This is a genomic window from Pseudomonas sp. LBUM1663 (assembly GCF_059695905.1).
Genome location: NZ_CP166792.1, coordinates 6,516,629 through 6,533,677, shown reverse-complemented (window position 1 = coordinate 6,533,677; position 17,049 = coordinate 6,516,629). Strand labels below are relative to the sequence as shown.

At 60.2% G+C, this 17,049-nt stretch carries 16 protein-coding genes; 11 read left to right on the top strand and 5 right to left on the bottom strand.

Going from position 1 to position 17,049, the window contains the following annotated elements; translation table 11 throughout:
* Nucleotides 1-26: 26 nt before the first annotated feature.
* The 7 genes from ACA075_RS29995 (at nucleotide 27) to ACA075_RS29965 (ending at nucleotide 9,237) form a co-directional block, all read left to right on the top strand.
* Entirely contained in the window at nucleotides 27-1,028 is a 1,002-nt protein-coding gene (locus tag ACA075_RS29995; protein WP_497296696.1) for a phosphate ABC transporter substrate-binding protein PstS, read from the top strand.
* 236 nt (nucleotides 1,029-1,264) lie between these two features.
* Nucleotides 1,265-3,547 carry an ABC transporter permease subunit gene (locus ACA075_RS29990; RefSeq protein ID WP_497296695.1) on the top strand — a complete coding sequence of 761 codons (2,283 nt, stop codon included), beginning with the start codon at nucleotides 1,265-1,267 and terminating at the stop codon, nucleotides 3,545-3,547.
* A 15-nt stretch (nucleotides 3,548-3,562) separates the two neighbouring features.
* Nucleotides 3,563-5,233 (top strand): phosphate ABC transporter permease PstA, encoded by a 1,671-nt coding sequence (pstA, locus tag ACA075_RS29985; RefSeq protein ID WP_497296694.1) that lies wholly within the window; start codon nucleotides 3,563-3,565, stop codon nucleotides 5,231-5,233.
* 166 nt (nucleotides 5,234-5,399) lie between these two features.
* A complete protein-coding gene (pstB, locus tag ACA075_RS29980; RefSeq protein ID WP_497296692.1) occupies nucleotides 5,400-6,233 on the top strand; it encodes a phosphate ABC transporter ATP-binding protein PstB in 834 nt (277 codons plus the stop codon).
* Between the two features lie 71 nt (nucleotides 6,234-6,304).
* Nucleotides 6,305-7,066: a phosphate signaling complex protein PhoU gene (gene phoU, locus ACA075_RS29975; RefSeq protein ID WP_008150055.1), complete on the top strand. Its 762-nt coding sequence runs from the start codon at nucleotides 6,305-6,307 to the stop codon at nucleotides 7,064-7,066.
* 167 nt (nucleotides 7,067-7,233) lie between these two features.
* Nucleotides 7,234-8,136: a response regulator gene (locus ACA075_RS29970; RefSeq protein WP_497296691.1), complete on the top strand. Its 903-nt coding sequence runs from the start codon at nucleotides 7,234-7,236 to the stop codon at nucleotides 8,134-8,136.
* Between the two features lie 204 nt (nucleotides 8,137-8,340).
* Complete coding sequence (locus ACA075_RS29965; RefSeq protein ID WP_497296690.1) at nucleotides 8,341-9,237, top strand: peptidoglycan DD-metalloendopeptidase family protein; 897 nt, start codon at nucleotides 8,341-8,343, stop codon at nucleotides 9,235-9,237.
* Nucleotides 9,238-9,412: 175 nt separating this feature from the next.
* On the opposite strand, the gene ACA075_RS29960 is transcribed toward ACA075_RS29965, so the two are convergent.
* The 3 genes from ACA075_RS29960 to phoB all read right to left on the bottom strand — a co-directional run bounded on the left by ACA075_RS29960 (nucleotide 9,413) and on the right by phoB (nucleotide 12,934).
* On the bottom strand, nucleotides 9,413-10,753 hold the full coding sequence (locus ACA075_RS29960; protein ID WP_219094661.1) for a hemolysin family protein: 1,341 nt from the start codon (nucleotides 10,751-10,753) through the stop codon (nucleotides 9,413-9,415).
* Between the two features lie 123 nt (nucleotides 10,754-10,876).
* The gene (gene phoR / locus ACA075_RS29955) at nucleotides 10,877-12,163 is read right to left on the bottom strand and encodes a phosphate regulon sensor histidine kinase PhoR (RefSeq protein ID WP_257605207.1); all 1,287 of its coding nucleotides are present in this window, start codon (nucleotides 12,161-12,163) and stop codon (nucleotides 10,877-10,879) included.
* Between the two features lie 81 nt (nucleotides 12,164-12,244).
* Nucleotides 12,245-12,934 carry a phosphate regulon transcriptional regulator PhoB gene (gene phoB, locus ACA075_RS29950; RefSeq protein ID WP_008150066.1) on the bottom strand — a complete coding sequence of 230 codons (690 nt, stop codon included), beginning with the start codon at nucleotides 12,932-12,934 and terminating at the stop codon, nucleotides 12,245-12,247.
* 153 nt (nucleotides 12,935-13,087) lie between these two features.
* On the opposite strand from phoB, the gene ACA075_RS29945 reads away from it, so the two are divergent.
* Nucleotides 13,088-13,471 carry a COG4315 family predicted lipoprotein gene (locus ACA075_RS29945; RefSeq protein WP_094469949.1) on the top strand — a complete coding sequence of 128 codons (384 nt, stop codon included), beginning with the start codon at nucleotides 13,088-13,090 and terminating at the stop codon, nucleotides 13,469-13,471.
* Between the two features lie 101 nt (nucleotides 13,472-13,572).
* Here the strand turns inward: ACA075_RS29945 and ubiA are convergent, their stop codons facing one another.
* Both ubiA and ACA075_RS29935 read right to left on the bottom strand, forming a co-directional pair.
* Nucleotides 13,573-14,463, bottom strand: a complete 891-nt coding sequence (gene ubiA, locus ACA075_RS29940) for a 4-hydroxybenzoate octaprenyltransferase (RefSeq protein ID WP_497296687.1) — start codon at nucleotides 14,461-14,463, stop codon at nucleotides 13,573-13,575.
* A complete protein-coding gene (locus ACA075_RS29935; protein ID WP_497296686.1) occupies nucleotides 14,463-15,014 on the bottom strand; it encodes a chorismate--pyruvate lyase family protein in 552 nt (183 codons plus the stop codon). Before ACA075_RS29935 ends, ubiA begins: the two co-directional genes overlap by 1 nt.
* A gap of 202 nt (nucleotides 15,015-15,216) precedes the next feature.
* Between ACA075_RS29935 and ACA075_RS29930 the strand changes: the two genes are divergently transcribed.
* The 3 genes from ACA075_RS29930 to ACA075_RS29920 all read left to right on the top strand — a co-directional run bounded on the left by ACA075_RS29930 (nucleotide 15,217) and on the right by ACA075_RS29920 (nucleotide 17,023).
* Nucleotides 15,217-15,384, top strand: a complete 168-nt coding sequence (locus ACA075_RS29930; protein WP_074872076.1) for a rubredoxin — start codon at nucleotides 15,217-15,219, stop codon at nucleotides 15,382-15,384.
* Nucleotides 15,385-15,406: 22 nt separating this feature from the next.
* Entirely contained in the window at nucleotides 15,407-16,555 is a 1,149-nt protein-coding gene (locus tag ACA075_RS29925) for an NAD(P)/FAD-dependent oxidoreductase (protein ID WP_497296685.1), read from the top strand.
* Nucleotides 16,556-16,747: 192 nt separating this feature from the next.
* A complete protein-coding gene (locus ACA075_RS29920) occupies nucleotides 16,748-17,023 on the top strand; it encodes an HU family DNA-binding protein (protein ID WP_003213368.1) in 276 nt (91 codons plus the stop codon).
* Nucleotides 17,024-17,049: the final 26 nt, after the last annotated feature.

The following is a 17,049-nucleotide window of genomic DNA, read 5'->3' as shown; positions in this document are numbered from 1 at the left end:
CACACCCTATCTGCTAGGAGTAAGGCATGAAACTGAAGCGTTTGATGGCGGCAATGACTTTTGTCGCTGCTGGCGTTGCGACTGCCAACGCGTTCGCCGCTGTTGACCCGTCGATCCCGAGCTACACCAAGACCACTGGTGTGTCGGGCAACCTGTCCAGCGTCGGCTCCGATACTCTGGCCAACCTCATGACCCTGTGGGCTGAGAACTACAAAAAAGAATACCCGAACGTCAACATCCAGATTCAGGCCGCTGGCTCCGCCACTGCGCCACCTGCGCTGACTGAAGGCACCTCTAACCTGGGCCCGATGAGCCGCAAGATGAAGGACACCGAACTGGCTGCCTTCGAGCAGAAGTACGGCTACAAGCCAACCGCTATCCCGGTTGCCGTGGACGCCCTGGCTGTCTTCGTTCACAAAGACAACCCGATCCAGCACCTGACCATGGAACAAGTCGACGCGATCTTCTCGTCCACTCGTCTGTGCGGCGCTAAAACCGACGTCAAAACCTGGGGCGACCTGGGTGTGACCGGCGACCTGGCCAACAAGCCGGTTCAGCTGTTCGGCCGTAACTCGGTTTCCGGCACCTACGGCTACTTCAAAGAAGAAGCCCTGTGCAAAGGCGACTACAAGCCAAACGTGAACGAACAACCAGGTTCGGCTTCGGTCGTGCAGTCGATCAGCTCCTCGCTGAACGGCATCGGTTACTCGGGCATCGGCTACAAAACCGCTTCCGTGAAGACTGTGGCTCTGGCTAAGAAAGGCAGCACTGACTTCATCGAAGACACCGAAGAAAACGCACTGAACGGCAAATACCCGCTGTCGCGTTTCCTCTACGTTTACGTCAACAAAGCCCCGAACAAGCCTCTGGCCCCGCTGGAAGCCGAGTTCGTGAAACTGGTTCTGTCCAAACAGGGCCAGGAAGTTGTAGTGAAAGACGGTTACATCCCACTGCCAGCCAAAGTTGCAGCCAAAGCACTGGCTGACCTGGGTCTGCAGGAAGGCGGCGCTGAAGTCGTAAAGAAGTAACACCCTAGGTTCGGGGTAAACCCGGACCTGTAGGAGGGAGGCTTTCCCGCGACCGCGGTGGTTCAGTCAGCGTTGACGTTGAATGTAATGACGCCTTCGCGAGCAAGCTTCGCTCCCACAAATGCCGGTACGCCGGCCCCCAAATTTCCGGTCCACTGCCAGTTCCCGCTGGCGGCGGATTTGTTGCGTCACTGCATTGTCATCTTTCTGTCATACAGGATCGCTAGGGTGTGCGCATGAATGATCTGGCCAATTCCACCATGACTACTAATCCCCCCAAGCGAATTGATTTCAATACGCCTGAACTGCAACGCAAGCGCCGCATCCGCGCGCTCAAAGATCGCCTGACCCGCTGGTACGTCCTTGTGGGCGGCCTCGCCGTTCTCGGCGCGATCACGCTGATCTTTTTCTTCCTCGCCTACGTCGTCGCGCCGCTGTTCCAGGGTGCCGACCTGACCGCCAAGGACGCCATCACGCCTGCCTGGATGCAAGATGCCGGCAAGCCGCTGATGATCTCCCTGGAAGAACAGAATCAGGTCGCCATGCGGGTTTCCGACAAAGGGCAGGCACTATTCTTCGATATCGACAGTGGCGCCGAACTAAAGCGCGTCGATCTGCCTATCCCGGCGGGCACCACGGTCACGTCCATTGCTGAAGACCAACCCGGCCATCCGCTGGTGGCGGTTGGCTTGTCCAACGGTCAGGCGCTGGTGTTTCGCCACACGTACAAGGTCAGCTACCCGGACGGCAAGAAGACCATCTCGCCAGCCATCGAATACCCGTATGGCGAAACCCCGATTGCGCTCAACGAGACGGGCGGTGCGCTGGAGCATGTCAGCCTCAACGCCACCGATACGACCCTGATGCTGGTCGGCTCCACCGGTTCGCAACTCAATGTCCTGTCGCTGACCAGCGAAGAAAACATGATGACCGGCGAAGTCACCAACGAGCAGAAGCGTATCGATCTGCCGCAGATGACCGAGCCGGTGAAGAACATCTTTGTCGACCCGCGTCAGCAATGGCTGTACGTGATCAACGGTCGCGCCCAGGCCGACGTGTTCAGCCTGCGCGACAAGAGCCTCAACGGTCGCTACAAGCTGCTTGAGAACGGCGATGCCGAGATTACCGCCAGCACCCAGTTGGTGGGCGGTATCTCGCTGATCCTCGGTGACTCCAAAGGTGGTCTGGCCCAGTGGTTCATGGCTCGCGACCCGGACGGCGAACTGCGTCTGAAGCAGATTCGTACCTTCCAGATGGGCACTACACCGATTGTTGAGATCAGTGCTGAAGAGCGTCGCAAAGGCTTCGTAGCCCTCGACGCATCCGGCAAGCTTGGCGTCTTCCACAGTACCGCTCACCGCACGTTGCTGGTCGATCAGGTGGTGGAAGGCCAAGGCATTTTCGGCATGTCGCCGCGTGCCAACCGTATCATCGTCGAGGCCAACGGTAAGGTGCAGCCGCTGCTGCTGGACAATCCGCACCCGGAAGTTTCGTGGAGCGCGTTGTGGAGCAAGGTCTGGTACGAGAACTACGACGAACCTAAATACGTCTGGCAATCGACCGCTGCCAACACTGACTTCGAACCGAAGATGAGCTTGTCGCCGCTGACCTTCGGTACCCTGAAAGCCGCGTTCTACGCCATGCTGTTGGCGGCACCGCTGGCCGTCGCTGCTGCGATCTACACCGCGTACTTCATGGCCCCAAGCTTGCGCCGCAAGGTCAAGCCGGTGATCGAGCTGATGGAAGCGATGCCGACGGTGATCCTCGGTTTCTTCGCCGGCCTGTTCCTCGCGCCTTATGTGGAAGGGCATTTGCCGGGCATCTTCAGCCTGCTGATGCTCTTGCCGGTTGGCATCCTGGTCGCCGGTTTCGTCTTCAGCCGCCTGCCTGAGTCCATCCGCCTGAAAGTGCCGGACGGCTGGGAAAGCGCGATCCTGATCCCGGTGATCCTGTTTGTGGGCTGGTTGTCGCTGTACATGAGCCCGTACATGGAAACCTGGTTCTTCGGCGGCGACATGCGCATGTGGATCTCCCACGACCTGGGCATCACCTACGACCAGCGCAATGCTCTGGTAGTTGGTCTGGCCATGGGCTTCGCGGTCATCCCGAACATTTACTCCATCGCTGAAGACGCCGTGTTCAGCGTGCCTCGCGGCCTGACCCTCGGTTCCCTGGCCCTCGGTGCCACACCGTGGCAGACCATGACCCGTGTGGTGATCCTCACCGCCAGCCCGGGCATCTTCTCGGCGCTGATGATCGGCATGGGCCGTGCGGTCGGTGAAACGATGATCGTGCTGATGGCCACCGGTAACACCCCGGTCATGGAAATGAACCTGTTCGAAGGCCTGCGCACCCTGGCGGCCAACGTTGCGGTGGAAATGCCTGAATCGGAAGTCGGCGGCAGCCACTACCGCGTGCTGTTCCTCTCGGCGCTGGTGCTGTTGCTGTTCACCTTTGTCATGAACACCCTCGCAGAACTGATTCGTCAGCGCCTGCGCAAGAAATACTCGTCGCTTTAAGAAAGGTAGAAGTCTGTGAAACAGAACTCCCTGAAAGGATGGTTCAAGAGCGGCGCCCCCGGCGTCTGGATCAGCGGTGGCGCGGTGTCCATCGCGGTCATCATGACCATTGGCTTGCTGGCGGTGATTGCCGTGCGCGGTCTGGGTCACTTCTGGCCGGCGGATTTGATTCACGCCAGCTACGACGTACCGGGCCAGGCCAATCACCTGGTCATCGGCGAAGTGGTACAGAAGGAAGAAGTGCCACGTGAGCGTCTGAAAAGCGCTGGCCTGCCGGTGCCCGATCAGGGCCCGGAGTTCATGACCCGCGAGCTGATCAAGGTCGGCAACCGTGACCTGAACGGCAACGACTTCACCTGGATCGTCGGCGAGTGGCTGACCAACCAGAAGACGCCGCCGGAGCTGATGGCCATCGAGCGTCGCGAGTGGGGCAACTTCTACGGCTACCTGGTCAACGTCAAACAGGACGGCAAAGTCATCGCTGAAGGCGAAGCCGCATGGCCCGAGTTGCAGGCGCGTGTTGCTCGCGTCAACCAGCTCGCAGCTCAGCTCAAGACCCTGGAAAAGGTCGACATCGGCGCGATCAACGCCGGTCTGGAACGTCTGCGTCTGCACGGTCGCAAACTGGAACTGGCCGGTCAGCTCGACGCCGCCGCGCAAGCGGACATGGAATCCGAGCGCGCCGAGCTCAATGCCCGTTATCAGGACATCGAAGCCCGCCTGAACGACCTGCACGCCCAGTTCAATCGCGACAGCCTGACGGCCCGCGATGCGAACGGCAAAGAGATTGAGATCGGCATCGGCAAAGTGGTCCACGCTTATCAGCCGAATGCCATGAGCACCTTCACCAAGATCGGCTTCTACGTCAGCAAGGTCTGGGAATTCCTCAGTGATGACCCGCGTGAAGCGAACACCGAGGGCGGGATCTTCCCGGCCATTTTCGGCACCGTCATGATGACGTTGATCATGGCGATGATTGTGACGCCGTTCGGCGTGCTGGCGGCGGTTTACCTACGTGAATACGCCAAGCAGAACGCGTTGACCCGGATTATCCGTATCGCCGTGAACAACCTGGCAGGCGTTCCGGCCATCGTTTACGGCGTGTTCGGCCTGGGCTTCTTCGTCTATGTGCTCGGCGGCTCGGTTGACCGGTTGTTCTTCCCTGAAGCGTTGCCGGCACCGACCTTTGGTACGCCGGGTCTGCTCTGGGCGTCACTGACCCTGGCGCTGCTGGCGGTGCCGGTGGTGATCGTGGCCACGGAAGAAGGCCTGGCGCGAATTCCTCGCACCGTGCGTGAAGGCTCGTTGGCCCTCGGCGCGACCAAGGCTGAAACCTTGTGGAAGATCGTGCTGCCGATGGCCAGCCCGGCAATGATGACCGGCATGATCCTCGCCGTCGCGCGCGCCGCCGGTGAAGTGGCGCCGCTGATGCTGGTGGGTGTGGTGAAACTGGCGCCGTCGCTGCCACTGGACGGCAACTACCCGTACCTCCACCTGGACCAGAAGATCATGCACTTGGGCTTCCACATCTATGACGTCGGCTTCCAGAGCCCGAACGTCGAAGCCGCACGACCGTTGGTGTACGCCACGGCGCTGCTGCTGGTGCTGGTGATCGCCACGTTGAACCTGTCGGCCGTCTATATCCGAAACCATCTGCGCGAAAAATACAAAGCGCTGGATAGCTAATCAACACCGAACTGTAGGAGCCGGCTTGCTGGCGAAGGCATCACCGCGGTGAGCCTGCGGGACCGAGTTGTCTGCATCGCCAGCAAGCCGGCTCCTACAACGAATTGCGTAACCGCGGGCCTGGCCTGCGGCCTCGAACCGAATTTGTTAGCACAGGGAGCCTCCCATGCAGCACGAAGCACATACCCACGGCATCAACATGTCTGCCCTGGGCCGCGACAAACAGAGCCTGAGTCTTGAGCAGGAAACCGTTGCCATCGAAGTGCCGGGCCTGAACCTGTTCTACGGCGACAAACAAGCGCTGTACGACGTCAGCCTGAACATCCCGAAACAGCGCGTGACCGCCTTCATCGGCCCGTCCGGCTGCGGCAAGTCCACGCTGCTGCGCACCTTCAATCGCATGAACGATCTGGTCGACGGTTGCCGCGTAGAAGGTGAAATCAACCTCTACGGCAACAACATCTACCGTAAGGGCGAAGACGTGGCCGAACTGCGTCGTCGCGTCGGCATGGTGTTCCAGAAGCCGAACCCGTTCCCGAAAACCATCTACGAAAACGTGGTCTACGGCCTGCGCATCCAGGGCATCAACAAAAAGCGCATCCTCGACGAAGCGGTCGAGTGGGCGTTGAAAGGCGCGGCGCTGTGGGACGAAGTCAAAGACCGTCTGCATGAGTCGGCACTCGGCCTGTCCGGTGGTCAGCAACAACGTCTGGTGATCGCGCGCACCATCGCCGTGGAGCCGGAAGTGCTGCTGCTCGACGAACCGTGCTCGGCACTCGACCCGATCTCAACGTTGAAAGTCGAAGAACTGATCTACGAACTGAAATCGAAGTTCACCATCGTCATCGTGACCCACAACATGCAACAGGCCGCGCGGGTTTCCGACTACACGGCGTTCATGTACATGGGCAAACTGGTGGAATTCGGCGACACCGATACGCTGTTCACCAATCCGGCGAAGAAGCAGACCGAAGACTACATCACTGGTCGCTACGGCTAGGAAGCTGTTGTTGCTCACTGAATTGACGCTGCGGTCCACCGCACCTAACCGGACGCTCCAAGGACGCCAACATGATTAGCAAAGAAGGCCTTACCCATCACATCTCCGCGCAGTTCAACGCCGAGCTCGAGGAAGTGCGCAGCCACCTCTTGGCCATGGGCGGGCTGGTGGAAAAGCAGGTCAACGACGCGGTGACCGCGCTGATCGAGGCCGACTCCGGCCTGGCCCAGCAGGTTCGTGAGATCGACGACCAGATCAACCAGATGGAACGCAACATCGATGAAGAATGCCTGCGCATTCTGGCCCGCCGTCAGCCGGCCGCGTCTGACTTGCGTCTGATCATTAGCATCTCCAAGTCGGTGATCGACCTGGAGCGCATCGGTGACGAAGCGACCAAGATCGCCCGCCGCGCCATTCAGTTGTGCGAAGAAGGCGAGGCCCCGCGCGGCTACGTCGAGGTTCGCCATATCGGCGACCAGGTGCGCAACATGGTGCGTGACGCGTTGGACGCCTTTGCCCGTTTCGACGCCGACCTGGCGTTGTCGGTGGCCCAGTACGACAAGATCATCGACCGCGAATACAAGACCGCACTGCGTGAGCTGGCGACCTACATGATGGAAGACCCGCGCTCTATCTCGCGGGTCTTGAGCATTATCTGGGTACTGCGTTCGCTGGAGCGCATCGGCGACCACGCGCGCAATATCTCGGAGCTGGTGATTTATCTGGTGCGCGGCACGGACGTGCGTCACCTGGGCCTCAAGCGCATGAAAGAAGAAGTTGAAGGCACAAGTGGCGAAACCGCTAATGTTCCGGGCAAAGCTGACGATAAGTAAGACTGCCCAAGAAAAACGCCCGGTCCTTTGGCCGGGCGTTTTTTTGTGTGGTTTTCGATTTCAAAAGCAGCACCCGCGAACGAAAAGTCCCGGCGTGACTGAAGGTTTTTGGCAATGTGCCATCAGCAAAGCGGTATGCTTGCCGGGATTTTTTCGAGGGGTGATGGATGAGCAAGATCAGTGTGTTGGTGGTGGACGATGCGGCATTCATTCGTGACCTGGTAAAGAAGTGCCTGCGTAACTACTTCCCGGGTATCCGGACCGAAGATGCCATCAACGGCAAAAAGGCTCAGGCCATGCTGGCCAAGGAAACGTTTGACCTGGTGCTGTGCGACTGGGAAATGCCGGAAATGTCTGGGCTGGAACTGCTGACCTGGTGCCGCGAGCAGGACAACCTCAAGACCATGCCCTTCGTGATGGTGACCAGCCGTGGCGATAAAGAGAACGTGGTCCAGGCGATCCAGGCCGGCGTTTCCGGCTACGTCAGCAAGCCCTTCACCAACGAACAACTGCTGACCAAGGTCAAGCAAGCGCTGAACAAGGTCGGCAAGCTCGACGCCTTGATGAACGGTGCGCCGACCAAAATGAACTCGGCCTTCGGCAACGACTCCCTGAGCGCGTTGACCGGCGGCAAGGCCGCCGTGGTCGCTCCCGCCCCGGCGCCTGCACCGACCCGTGGTTTGCTCAACAGCCCACCGGTGAAGGCGCCGGTCGCTGCTTCCGCTCCTGCCAGCGGTCGGGGTCAAGGCCAGTTGCGTTTGCCAAGCGGCATTCAGCAGTGCGTGATCAAAGCCTTGAGCATCAAGGAAGCGCTGCTGGTGGTGAAGCGCACCAACACGTTGCCGCAAGTCCTCGACAGCGCCGTGCTCGACCTGGAGCAGGGCGACAACGCTGAAGTCGCCCGCCTCAATGGCTACCTGCACGCCATCGTCGCGTTTGAACCGAAACCCGACAGCGACTGGCTGCAACTGACCTTCCGCTTTGTGGACCAGGATGCGCAGAAGCTCGACTACATCTCCCGATTGATCGCCCGGGGTACGGCGCAGAAGCATTTCGTACCTGGCGCGTAATCTTCGTCGCCTGAGAGTCCGTGTTCGCGGGCAAGCCTCGCTCTTATAGATCACACCGACCTGTAGGAGCGAGGCTTGCCCGCGAAGGGCCATCAAATTCACCGCACATCCCCTTCGCTGCCCATTTTGAAACATCTGCCGACTACCCGGGTCCATTGCAGCTGCTAGGCTCCTTCCCAGGCCTTACTCGACAGACTCTTGCCCATGCTCGCGCGCCTGCTGTTTTTCTGTGGTCTTTTCATGGCCTCCACCTCGGCTGTGGCCATGACGATCTACAAGTCCAAAGACGCCAATGGCGTGGTCTCGTACAGCGACCGCCCCACGAAAGGCTCCCAGGTGTTCGTTTTTCGTGATCGCATGGTCGAGCACCTTGAGCGCCAGGTGTACCTGGAGATCAAGAAGCAGAAGGGCGTGGACAACGTGTACGTGCGCAACGACCTGTATGCGCCGGTCGAGATCGAGTTGAGCTTTGCCGGTCTGAGCAATGTCAGCGGCGCACCGAGCCGACCCATCCGCCGGGTCATGCCGGCCCGCAGCAACATCCGTCTGGCGCTGCTCACGGCGACGAAGGCCGGAAGGCCGCTGGCGTACACGCCAAGGTTCGAATATTCCCTGGGCGACCCTTCAGGGGCTGCCATGGCCTATCGGTATCCGCTGCCCTGGCGTGGCGGGCCGTTTCGCTTAAGCCAGGGCGCCAACGGCCAATACAGCCATTTCGGCGCCAAGAACCGCTACGCCATGGACATTGCCATGCCCGAAGGTACGCCGATCATCGCGGCGCGTGGCGGGGTGGTGGTGAAAACCGAGAACGCTCAGACCGGACGCGGCACCGATCCTTCAGGCAATTTTGTTCGAGTGCTTCACGATGACGGGACGATGGGCGTGTACCTGCACCTCAAGCAAGGTTCGGTGGGCGTTCGCGAGGGGCAACGGGTAGCGGTGGGCAGTGCGCTGGCCCTGTCGGGCAATACCGGCAACAGCAGCGGGCCGCATTTGCACTTCGTGGTGCAGCGCAATACGGGGTTGGGCCTGGTGTCGATTCCGTATCAGTTCAATCAACCGGTGGGCAGCCTGCCGAACTTTGCGCTCGGCAAGCAATAGCCGGATCAGCGCGATTAGTGTGGCGAGGGAGCTTGTCGAATCGTCGCACCGTCCCGTCCGGCTGCGCAGCAGTCGTGAACCGGTGAATGCGGTGTGCCTGGAAGATTGCGGTTGCAGGATTTGGGGCCGCTTCGCGACCCAGCAGGAGCAAGCTCCCTCGCCACAGGGATCGCGGTTAATCCAGCATCAACACCTTGGCCAGAATGATCTTCGGCCCTTTCATCTTCTTGATGATGATCCGCAAGCCTTCGACTTCCAGCACTTCTTCCTCTTCCGGCACCCGCTTCAGGGTTTCGTAGATCAGCCCGGCGAGGGTTTCGGCTTCGATGTGGTCCAGGTCGATGCCCAGCAGGCGTTCGACCTTGAACAGCGGCGTATCACCGCGCACCAACAGCTTGCCTGGCTGGTAAGCGAGGATGCCGCGCTCAGCCTTGCGGTGTTCGTCCTGAATGTCGCCGACCAGCACCTCAAGCACGTCTTCCATGGTCAGGTAGCCGATGATGTTGCCATCGGCTTCTTCGACCAGGGCGAAGTGCGAGCCACCCTTGCGGAACTGCTCCAGCAACTGCGACAGCGGCATATGCCGCGACACGCGCTCCAGCGGCCGGGTCAGTTCGGCGAGGTTGAATGACTCGGGAATGTGGTCCAGGGCCGCCAGTTCCAGCAGCAAGTCCTTGATGTGCAGCAGGCCGACGAACTCCTGGCTCTCACTGTCGTAGACCGGATAACGGCTGAACTTGTGGCGACGGAACATCGCCAGGATTTCCTTGAGCGGCGCGTTGAACTCCAGCGTCACCAGGTCTTCCCGGGAGTTGGCCCAGTCGACCACTTCCAGCTCGCCCATTTCCACGGCGGAAGCCAATACACGCATGCCTTGGTCGCTCGGGTCCTGGCCACGGCTGGAGTGCAGGATCAGTTTCAGTTCTTCACGGCTGTAATGGTGCTCGTGATGCGGGCCGGGTTCGCCCTGGCCGGCGATGCGCAGGATGAAGTTGGCACTGGCGTTGAGCAGGTAAATCGCCGGGTACATGGCCCAGTAGAACAGGTACAGCGGCACGGCAGTCCAGAGCGACAGCAGCTCGGGTTTGCGGATCGCCCACGACTTGGGCGCCAGTTCACCGACCACGATGTGCAGGTACGAAATCACGAAGAACGCAGCGAAGAACGATACGCCCTTGATCACTTCGGCCGACTGCACGCCGACTGCTTCAAGCATCGGTTCGAGGATGTGCGCAAACGCCGGCTCACCGACCCAGCCGAGGCCGAGGGAGGCGAGGGTGATACCCAGTTGGCACGCCGACAGGTAGGCATCGAGCTGACTGTGAACGGTGCGCAGGATGTGTCCGCGCCAGCCGTTTTTTTCAGCGATGGCCTCGACCCGGGTCGAGCGCAATTTGACCATGGCGAATTCCGCCGCAACGAAAAAGCCGTTGAGCAAAACCAGGATCAGAGCAAAAAGAATCATGCCGAAATCGGCGAAGAGTGTCGCGAGGGTCAAGCCAGGGGAAGGGTCCATGATGGAGTTTTGCGGGTTCCGTGTATTCGAATAGGGGGTCAATGCGGTGCCTGAAGGGCAGGCACAAGTCAGCCAATGTAGCGGCTGACCGGGCGATTGCCTAGTAGCGAGTGCTGGCCGGTATCAGTCGGCGGTGCTGATGACGCGCGTTTTCGTCACTTGGGCGGGCGCAAAATGGCAGGTAAAGGTGCTGCCGTGGCCCGGCACACTGCTGATTTCCATCCGCGCGCGGTGGCGCAGCAGCACGTGTTTGACGATCGCCAGGCCGAGGCCGGTGCCGCCGGTGTTGGAGTTGCGGCTTGAGTCGACGCGGTAGAAACGTTCAGTCAGGCGCGGCAGGTGTTTGCTGTCGATGCCGATCCCGGAATCCTGCACGCTCAGGTGTGCGCCTTGCTCATCGCCCCACCAGCGAATGCGGATATTGCCTTCGGCCGGGGTGTATTTCACCGCGTTGAACACCAGGTTGGAAAACGCGCTGCGTAACTCGGCTTCGCTGCCCTTGAGCAGAATCGTCGGATCGGCTTCCAGGGTGATGCGCTGGTTTTTCTGGCCGGACAACTGCTGAGCGTCGCTCGTGATCGATTGCAGCAAGCCGTCGATGGCCACGGGCTGGTTGTCTGAGGGGTAATCGGTGGCTTCCAGTTTGGCCAGCAGCAGCAAGTCGTTGAGCAAGGTCTGCATGCGCCCGCCTTGCTGCTGCATTTGCTGCAAGGCACGGGTCCAGCGCGGGTTCACTTCCTCGACGTTGTCGAGCAGGGTTTCCAGGTAGCCGCAGATGACCGTCAGCGGTGTGCGCAGTTCATGGGAGACGTTGGCGATGAAGTCTTTGCGCATCTGTTCCAGCTGATGGATGCGTGTCACGTCGCGCACCAGCATCAAGTGTTCGTTGTTGCCGTAGCGGGTGATGTACAGCTGAATGCGCAGGCGATCGTTGATCGGCGAAGGGATTTCCAGCGGTTCGGCGTAGCTGTCCTGCTCGAAATATTCCTTGAAGCGGGGATGGCGCACCAGGTTGGTGACCGGCTGGCCGCTATCTTGCGGCGTCTTGAGGCCGAGCAGGGTTTCGGCGGCGCGGTTCCACCACTCAAGGTTGCCGTCGCTGTCGAGCATGATGACGGCGTCTTTCAGCGCGGCCGTGGATTCCTGGACACGATCGATCACCGCTTGCAGGCGTCCGCGCACGCGTTGGTCGCGCCGTTGCAGGTGGTAGATGCTGTCGAACACTTCACCCCACAGGCCATAGCCGTCGGGTGGTGCCTCGTCGGGTTTGTGCAGCCGCAGCCATTCGTGCAGCCGCAGCAATTGCTTGAGGGTCCAGGCCAGGTAAAGGCCCAGGCCCGCGGCGAGGCTCCAGCCGTAGTAGCCGGTAATCAGGCCGATCACCAGACACCCGGTCACCAGCAACAGCATGTGGCGGATCAGGGTGCCATGCCAGTTTTGGTTCAATTGAACACGCGTCCTTGTCAGCTTGTCGGGCGGGAAAGGTCCGAGTCAGGCCTTGGTGGAAAACCGGTAACCGGTGCCGCGCACGGTTTGTACCAGATTTTCGTAAGCATCGCCGAGCGCTTTGCGCAGGCGGCGGATGTGCACGTCGACGGTGCGCTCTTCGACATACACGTTGCCGCCCCAGACCTGATCCAGCAACTGGCCGCGGGTGTAGGCCCGTTCCTGGTGGGTCATGAAGAATTGCAGCAGGCGGTATTCGGTCGGGCCCATCTCGGCGGGTTTGCCGTCGATGGTCACGCGGTGGCTGATCGGGTCCAGCAGCAGGCCGCCGACTTCGATCGGCGTCTCGCCATCGGTTGGACCGGCCCGGCGCAACACGGCTTTGAGGCGCGCCACCAGCTCACGGGGAGAAAACGGTTTGGTGATGTAATCGTCTGCGCCGACTTCCAGGCCCTGGATCTTGTTGTCCTCTTCACCCTTGGCGGTGAGCATGATGATCGGGATGTCCCCGGTCAGCTCATCGCGCTTGAGGCGACGGGCCAGCTCGATACCGGACGTGCCGGGCAACATCCAGTCGAGCAGGATCAGGTCCGGCTTGCGGTCGACGATGATGGCGTGGGCCTGCTGGGAGTTCTCGGCCTCCAGGCAGTCATAGCCGGCCATTTCCAACGCAACGGCGATCATTTCGCGAATGGGCGCTTCGTCGTCGACGATCAGAATGCTCCTGCCAACCATGCCATTAATCCTCTTGTCATTTAACTGTCTTGCGCCGCATTAGATAACGGAATTATTGCAGTCGTGTGACAACAATTTAGCAGCTCGGCGATTGTCATGATCCTGAACTAAGCTCTAAGTCCGAATCCTGACAACCACAAAAGGAAGGTTTCCATGAAGCACATCTCGCAATCCTTCAAGGCCCTGCTGCTGGTCGCGGCGTTTTCGTTGCCGGCCATGGCCTTCGCGGCTGAGCCGGGCATGATGAAAGGCGACATGATGGTCGACCACAAGGGCATGACCCTGTACACGTTTGACAAGGACACTGGGGGCAAGTCGGTATGTACAGGTGAATGTGCAAAAAACTGGCCACCGCTGGAGGCAAAAGCAGGCGACAAAGCTGAAGGGAAATGGACCATTATCAAACGTGACGACGGCATGATGCAGTGGGCTTACAACGGCAAGCCGCTGTATTACTTCATGAAGGACAAGGCTCCTGGAGATATGACGGGCGACAAGATGAAGGACGTCTGGCACGTTGTTCGCGAGCATATGTAACGGATATTGCAAACCGCAAAAGATCGCAGCCTGCGGCCACTCCTACAGCGTCGCTCTGAGCAAAATAGAAGCTGGCCGCTGGCTGCGATCCTTCCAATTTTTCAGCGCAGCGCGTAATCCAGCACGATCCCGACAAAAATCGCCAACCCGGCCCAGTGATTGTGCAAAAACGCCTTGAAGCAACGCATCCGGTCCTTGCCGCGGGTGTACCAGAATTCCCACGCGAAACAGCCTGCCGCCGCCAGCAGTCCCAAGTGGAACCAGCCCCCGAGTTCGAATTTCGACCCGGCCAGCAATAAGCAGCCCAGCGCCAGCGCCTGTAAGGTCAGGATGATCACCCGATCCGCGTCGCCAAAAAGAATCGCCGTGGATTTCACGCCGATTTTCAAGTCGTCGTCACGGTCGGTCATCGCGTAATACGTGTCATAACCCACGGTCCACAGCAGGTTGGCAATCCACAGCAACCACGCCGCCGCGGGCAGTTCACCAGTTTCGGCGGTGAACGCCATCGGCATCCCCCAAGAAAAAGCAGCACCCAGCACCACCTGCGGGTAATAGGTATAGCGCTTCATGAACGGGTAGCTGAAGGCCAGTGCCAAACCGCCAAAGGACAACCAGATCGTGGCCGCATTGGTGCACAGCACCAACAGGAAACTCACGCCCATCAGCAATGCGAAGAACACCAGAGCTTCTTTGGAGCTGATCTTGCCGCTGACCAAAGGGCGCTGTTCGGTGCGCTTCACGTGGCCGTCGACCTTGCGATCCGCCCAGTCGTTGATCACGCAGCCACCGGCGCGGGTCAGAATCACGCCCAAAACAAAAATCACCACGTTGGCCAGGGAGGGCGAACCTTTGCCGGCAATCCACAGCGCCCACAGCGTCGGCCACAGCAGCAGATAAATGCCGATCGGCTTGTCCATGCGCGTCAGCTGAATGAAATCCCAGGCCCGAGGGTTCAAGCGGTTCAGGGACTTGAGCAGGCTCTGGTACATCAACAGTTCTCCGGGTGGGCGCGGGTGGCATTCCACAAGGTCGGCAGGAAGATTTCGGCCACCAGCACGCTCAGGGCGCCACGGTCAAAACGCGAACGACGGCTCCACAGTTCCGGTGTCCGACACTCCATCGGCAACCATGTTTGAGGGTAGTGACAAACCTCAATCGCACGGCGCTGGAACGCGTGATCGCAAAACAGCAATTCGCCCAGGGAGCGGCTGCCCAATTCGTCCATGTGCAATCCGTCGCCCTGCAAGGCGCTGCGCGCCGCCACGCTGCGGGCAAACACCCACGCCTCTCCATGACCGCGCAAATACACCTCGCGCACCCAGCCCTCGCTAGCTTCGGCCAGATCCAATGCAGCACATTCGTCGGCGCGCAGCGGTTGCCAGCCTTCGAACAGAGGCGTGACGCTGAAACGGTCATTCGACAAACGGATCAGGCGTCGGGTCAGGGAGCCTTCGTCGAACAGCCAGTCGAGAGTTGAGGCGTCGGGGAGGGGAGTGAGTTGGCTTTGGGTGAGCCACAGCGGGGAGTTTGAGTGCGGCACAGTGAGTCATTATTGGCAGCAAATGAGGCGGCGAGCTTACCATGTCAGCCAGCGATTTTGATGGGTCCGGGCCGCCGTTGCGCCGAACACGCTTGCATCTGCCGGGCCCGATCAGTACAAAACGCCCCTGAGCCCGACGGCAGCGCTCCAACCATCGACCGTTCGCGCCGGCAATAAGCCTGAATCCTGAGGAAGTACCTGAATGAAAAAGTGGCAATGTGTGGTCTGCGGCCTGATCTATAACGAAGCCGACGGCTGGCCGGACGATGGCATTGCGCCGGGCACGCAGTGGCAAGACGTACCGGAAGACTGGCTGTGCCCGGACTGCGGCGTCGGCAAGATGGATTTCGAAATGATCGAAATCAACTAACAAAGCACCAGAGGAGTAAGGAATGAACGCACCTGTCGTGATCGTCGGCACCGGGCTGGCTGGCTACAACCTGGCCCGCGAGTTTCGCAAACTCGATGGCGAAACCCCGTTGCTGCTGATTACCGCCGATGACGGACGCTCCTACTCCAAACCGATGCTCTCCACCGGATTCGGCAAGAACAAAGATGCCGACGGCCTGAGCATGGCCGAACCCGGCACCATGGCCGAGCAATTGAAGGCAGAAGTGCGTACCCACACGCGCATCAGCGGCATCGATCCGGGCCACAAACGCCTGTGGATCGGTGAGGAAGCGGTGATTTATCGCGACCTGATCCTGGCCTGGGGCGCGGAAACCGTGCGGGTGCCCATCGAAGGCGACGCGGCTGATGTGGTGTTCCCGATCAACGACCTCGAAGATTACGCCCGCTTTCGCGCGGCAGCGGCCGGCAAGCGCCGGGTGTTGCTGCTCGGCGCCGGCCTGATCGGTTGCGAGTTCGCCAATGACCTGATCCTCGGCGGCTACGAGGTGCAACTGGTTGCACCGTGCGAGCAAGTCATGCCGACGCTATTGCACCCGGCGGCAGCCGCCGCGGTGCAGGCCGGCCTGGAAAGCCTGGGCGCGCGTTTCCACCTTGGGCCGGTGCTCAACCGCTTGCAGCGCGTGGCAGACGGCGTAGAGGCGCATCTGTCCGATGGTCAGGTGATTGCTTGCGACGTGGTGGTCTCGGCCATTGGCCTGCGTCCGCGTATCGATCTGGCGGCTGCGGCCGGTGTGCAGGTCAATCGAGGCGTTGTGGTCGATCGCCACCTGAAAACCTCCCACGCCAATATCTACGCCCTGGGCGACTGCGCCGAGGTCGATGGGCTGAATCTTTTGTACGTCATGCCCCTCATGAGCTGTGCGAGAGCGCTGGCGCAAACCCTCGCCGGTAACCCCACCGCCGTGAGTTACGGCCCGATGCCAATCACCGTGAAAACCCCGGTCTGCCCGTTGGTGGTTTCACCGCCGCCACGGGGTTTGGAGGGCGTCTGGACGGTCGAAGGGCAGGGCGCGGACATCAAGGCTTTATGCCGCGATGCCAGCGGAAAACTGCTCGGTTATGCCCTGACAGGCGCGGCGGTGATGGAAAAACTGGCCCTCAACAAAGAGCTTCCGGCACTGCTGGCGTAAATACCGGTCGTTCTGTCGGAATCACCCCGCTTTTGCCCCTACAAAGGTCGCGCCGAGACTGGCGCGGCTCTTCCGTGCGTGCCATTCTCACTCCCGTCTGCCGCAGAGTAGAGCACCTGCGGCGCTTTGGGCGCTGTTCCAACGAGAACAGCACGGACATAACAACAAAAAACCGTCAAAGGGGCTTCACTAATGCGTAAACCAGAACTCGCCGCTGCAATCGCTGAAAAAGCAGATCTCACCAAAGAGCAGGCCAACCGCGTTCTCAACGCCGTTCTCGAAGAAATCACCGGCGCTCTGCACCGCAAGGACAGCGTCACGCTGGTGGGCTTCGGTACCTTCCTGCAACGCCACCGCGGTGCGCGCACCGGCAAAAACCCGCAAACCGGTGAGCCTGTCAAAATCAAGGCCAGCAACACTGTTGCGTTCAAGCCAGGCAAATCGTTGAAAGACAGCGTTAATCCATAATTGCGGCGAACTCCCTGAATAATGGG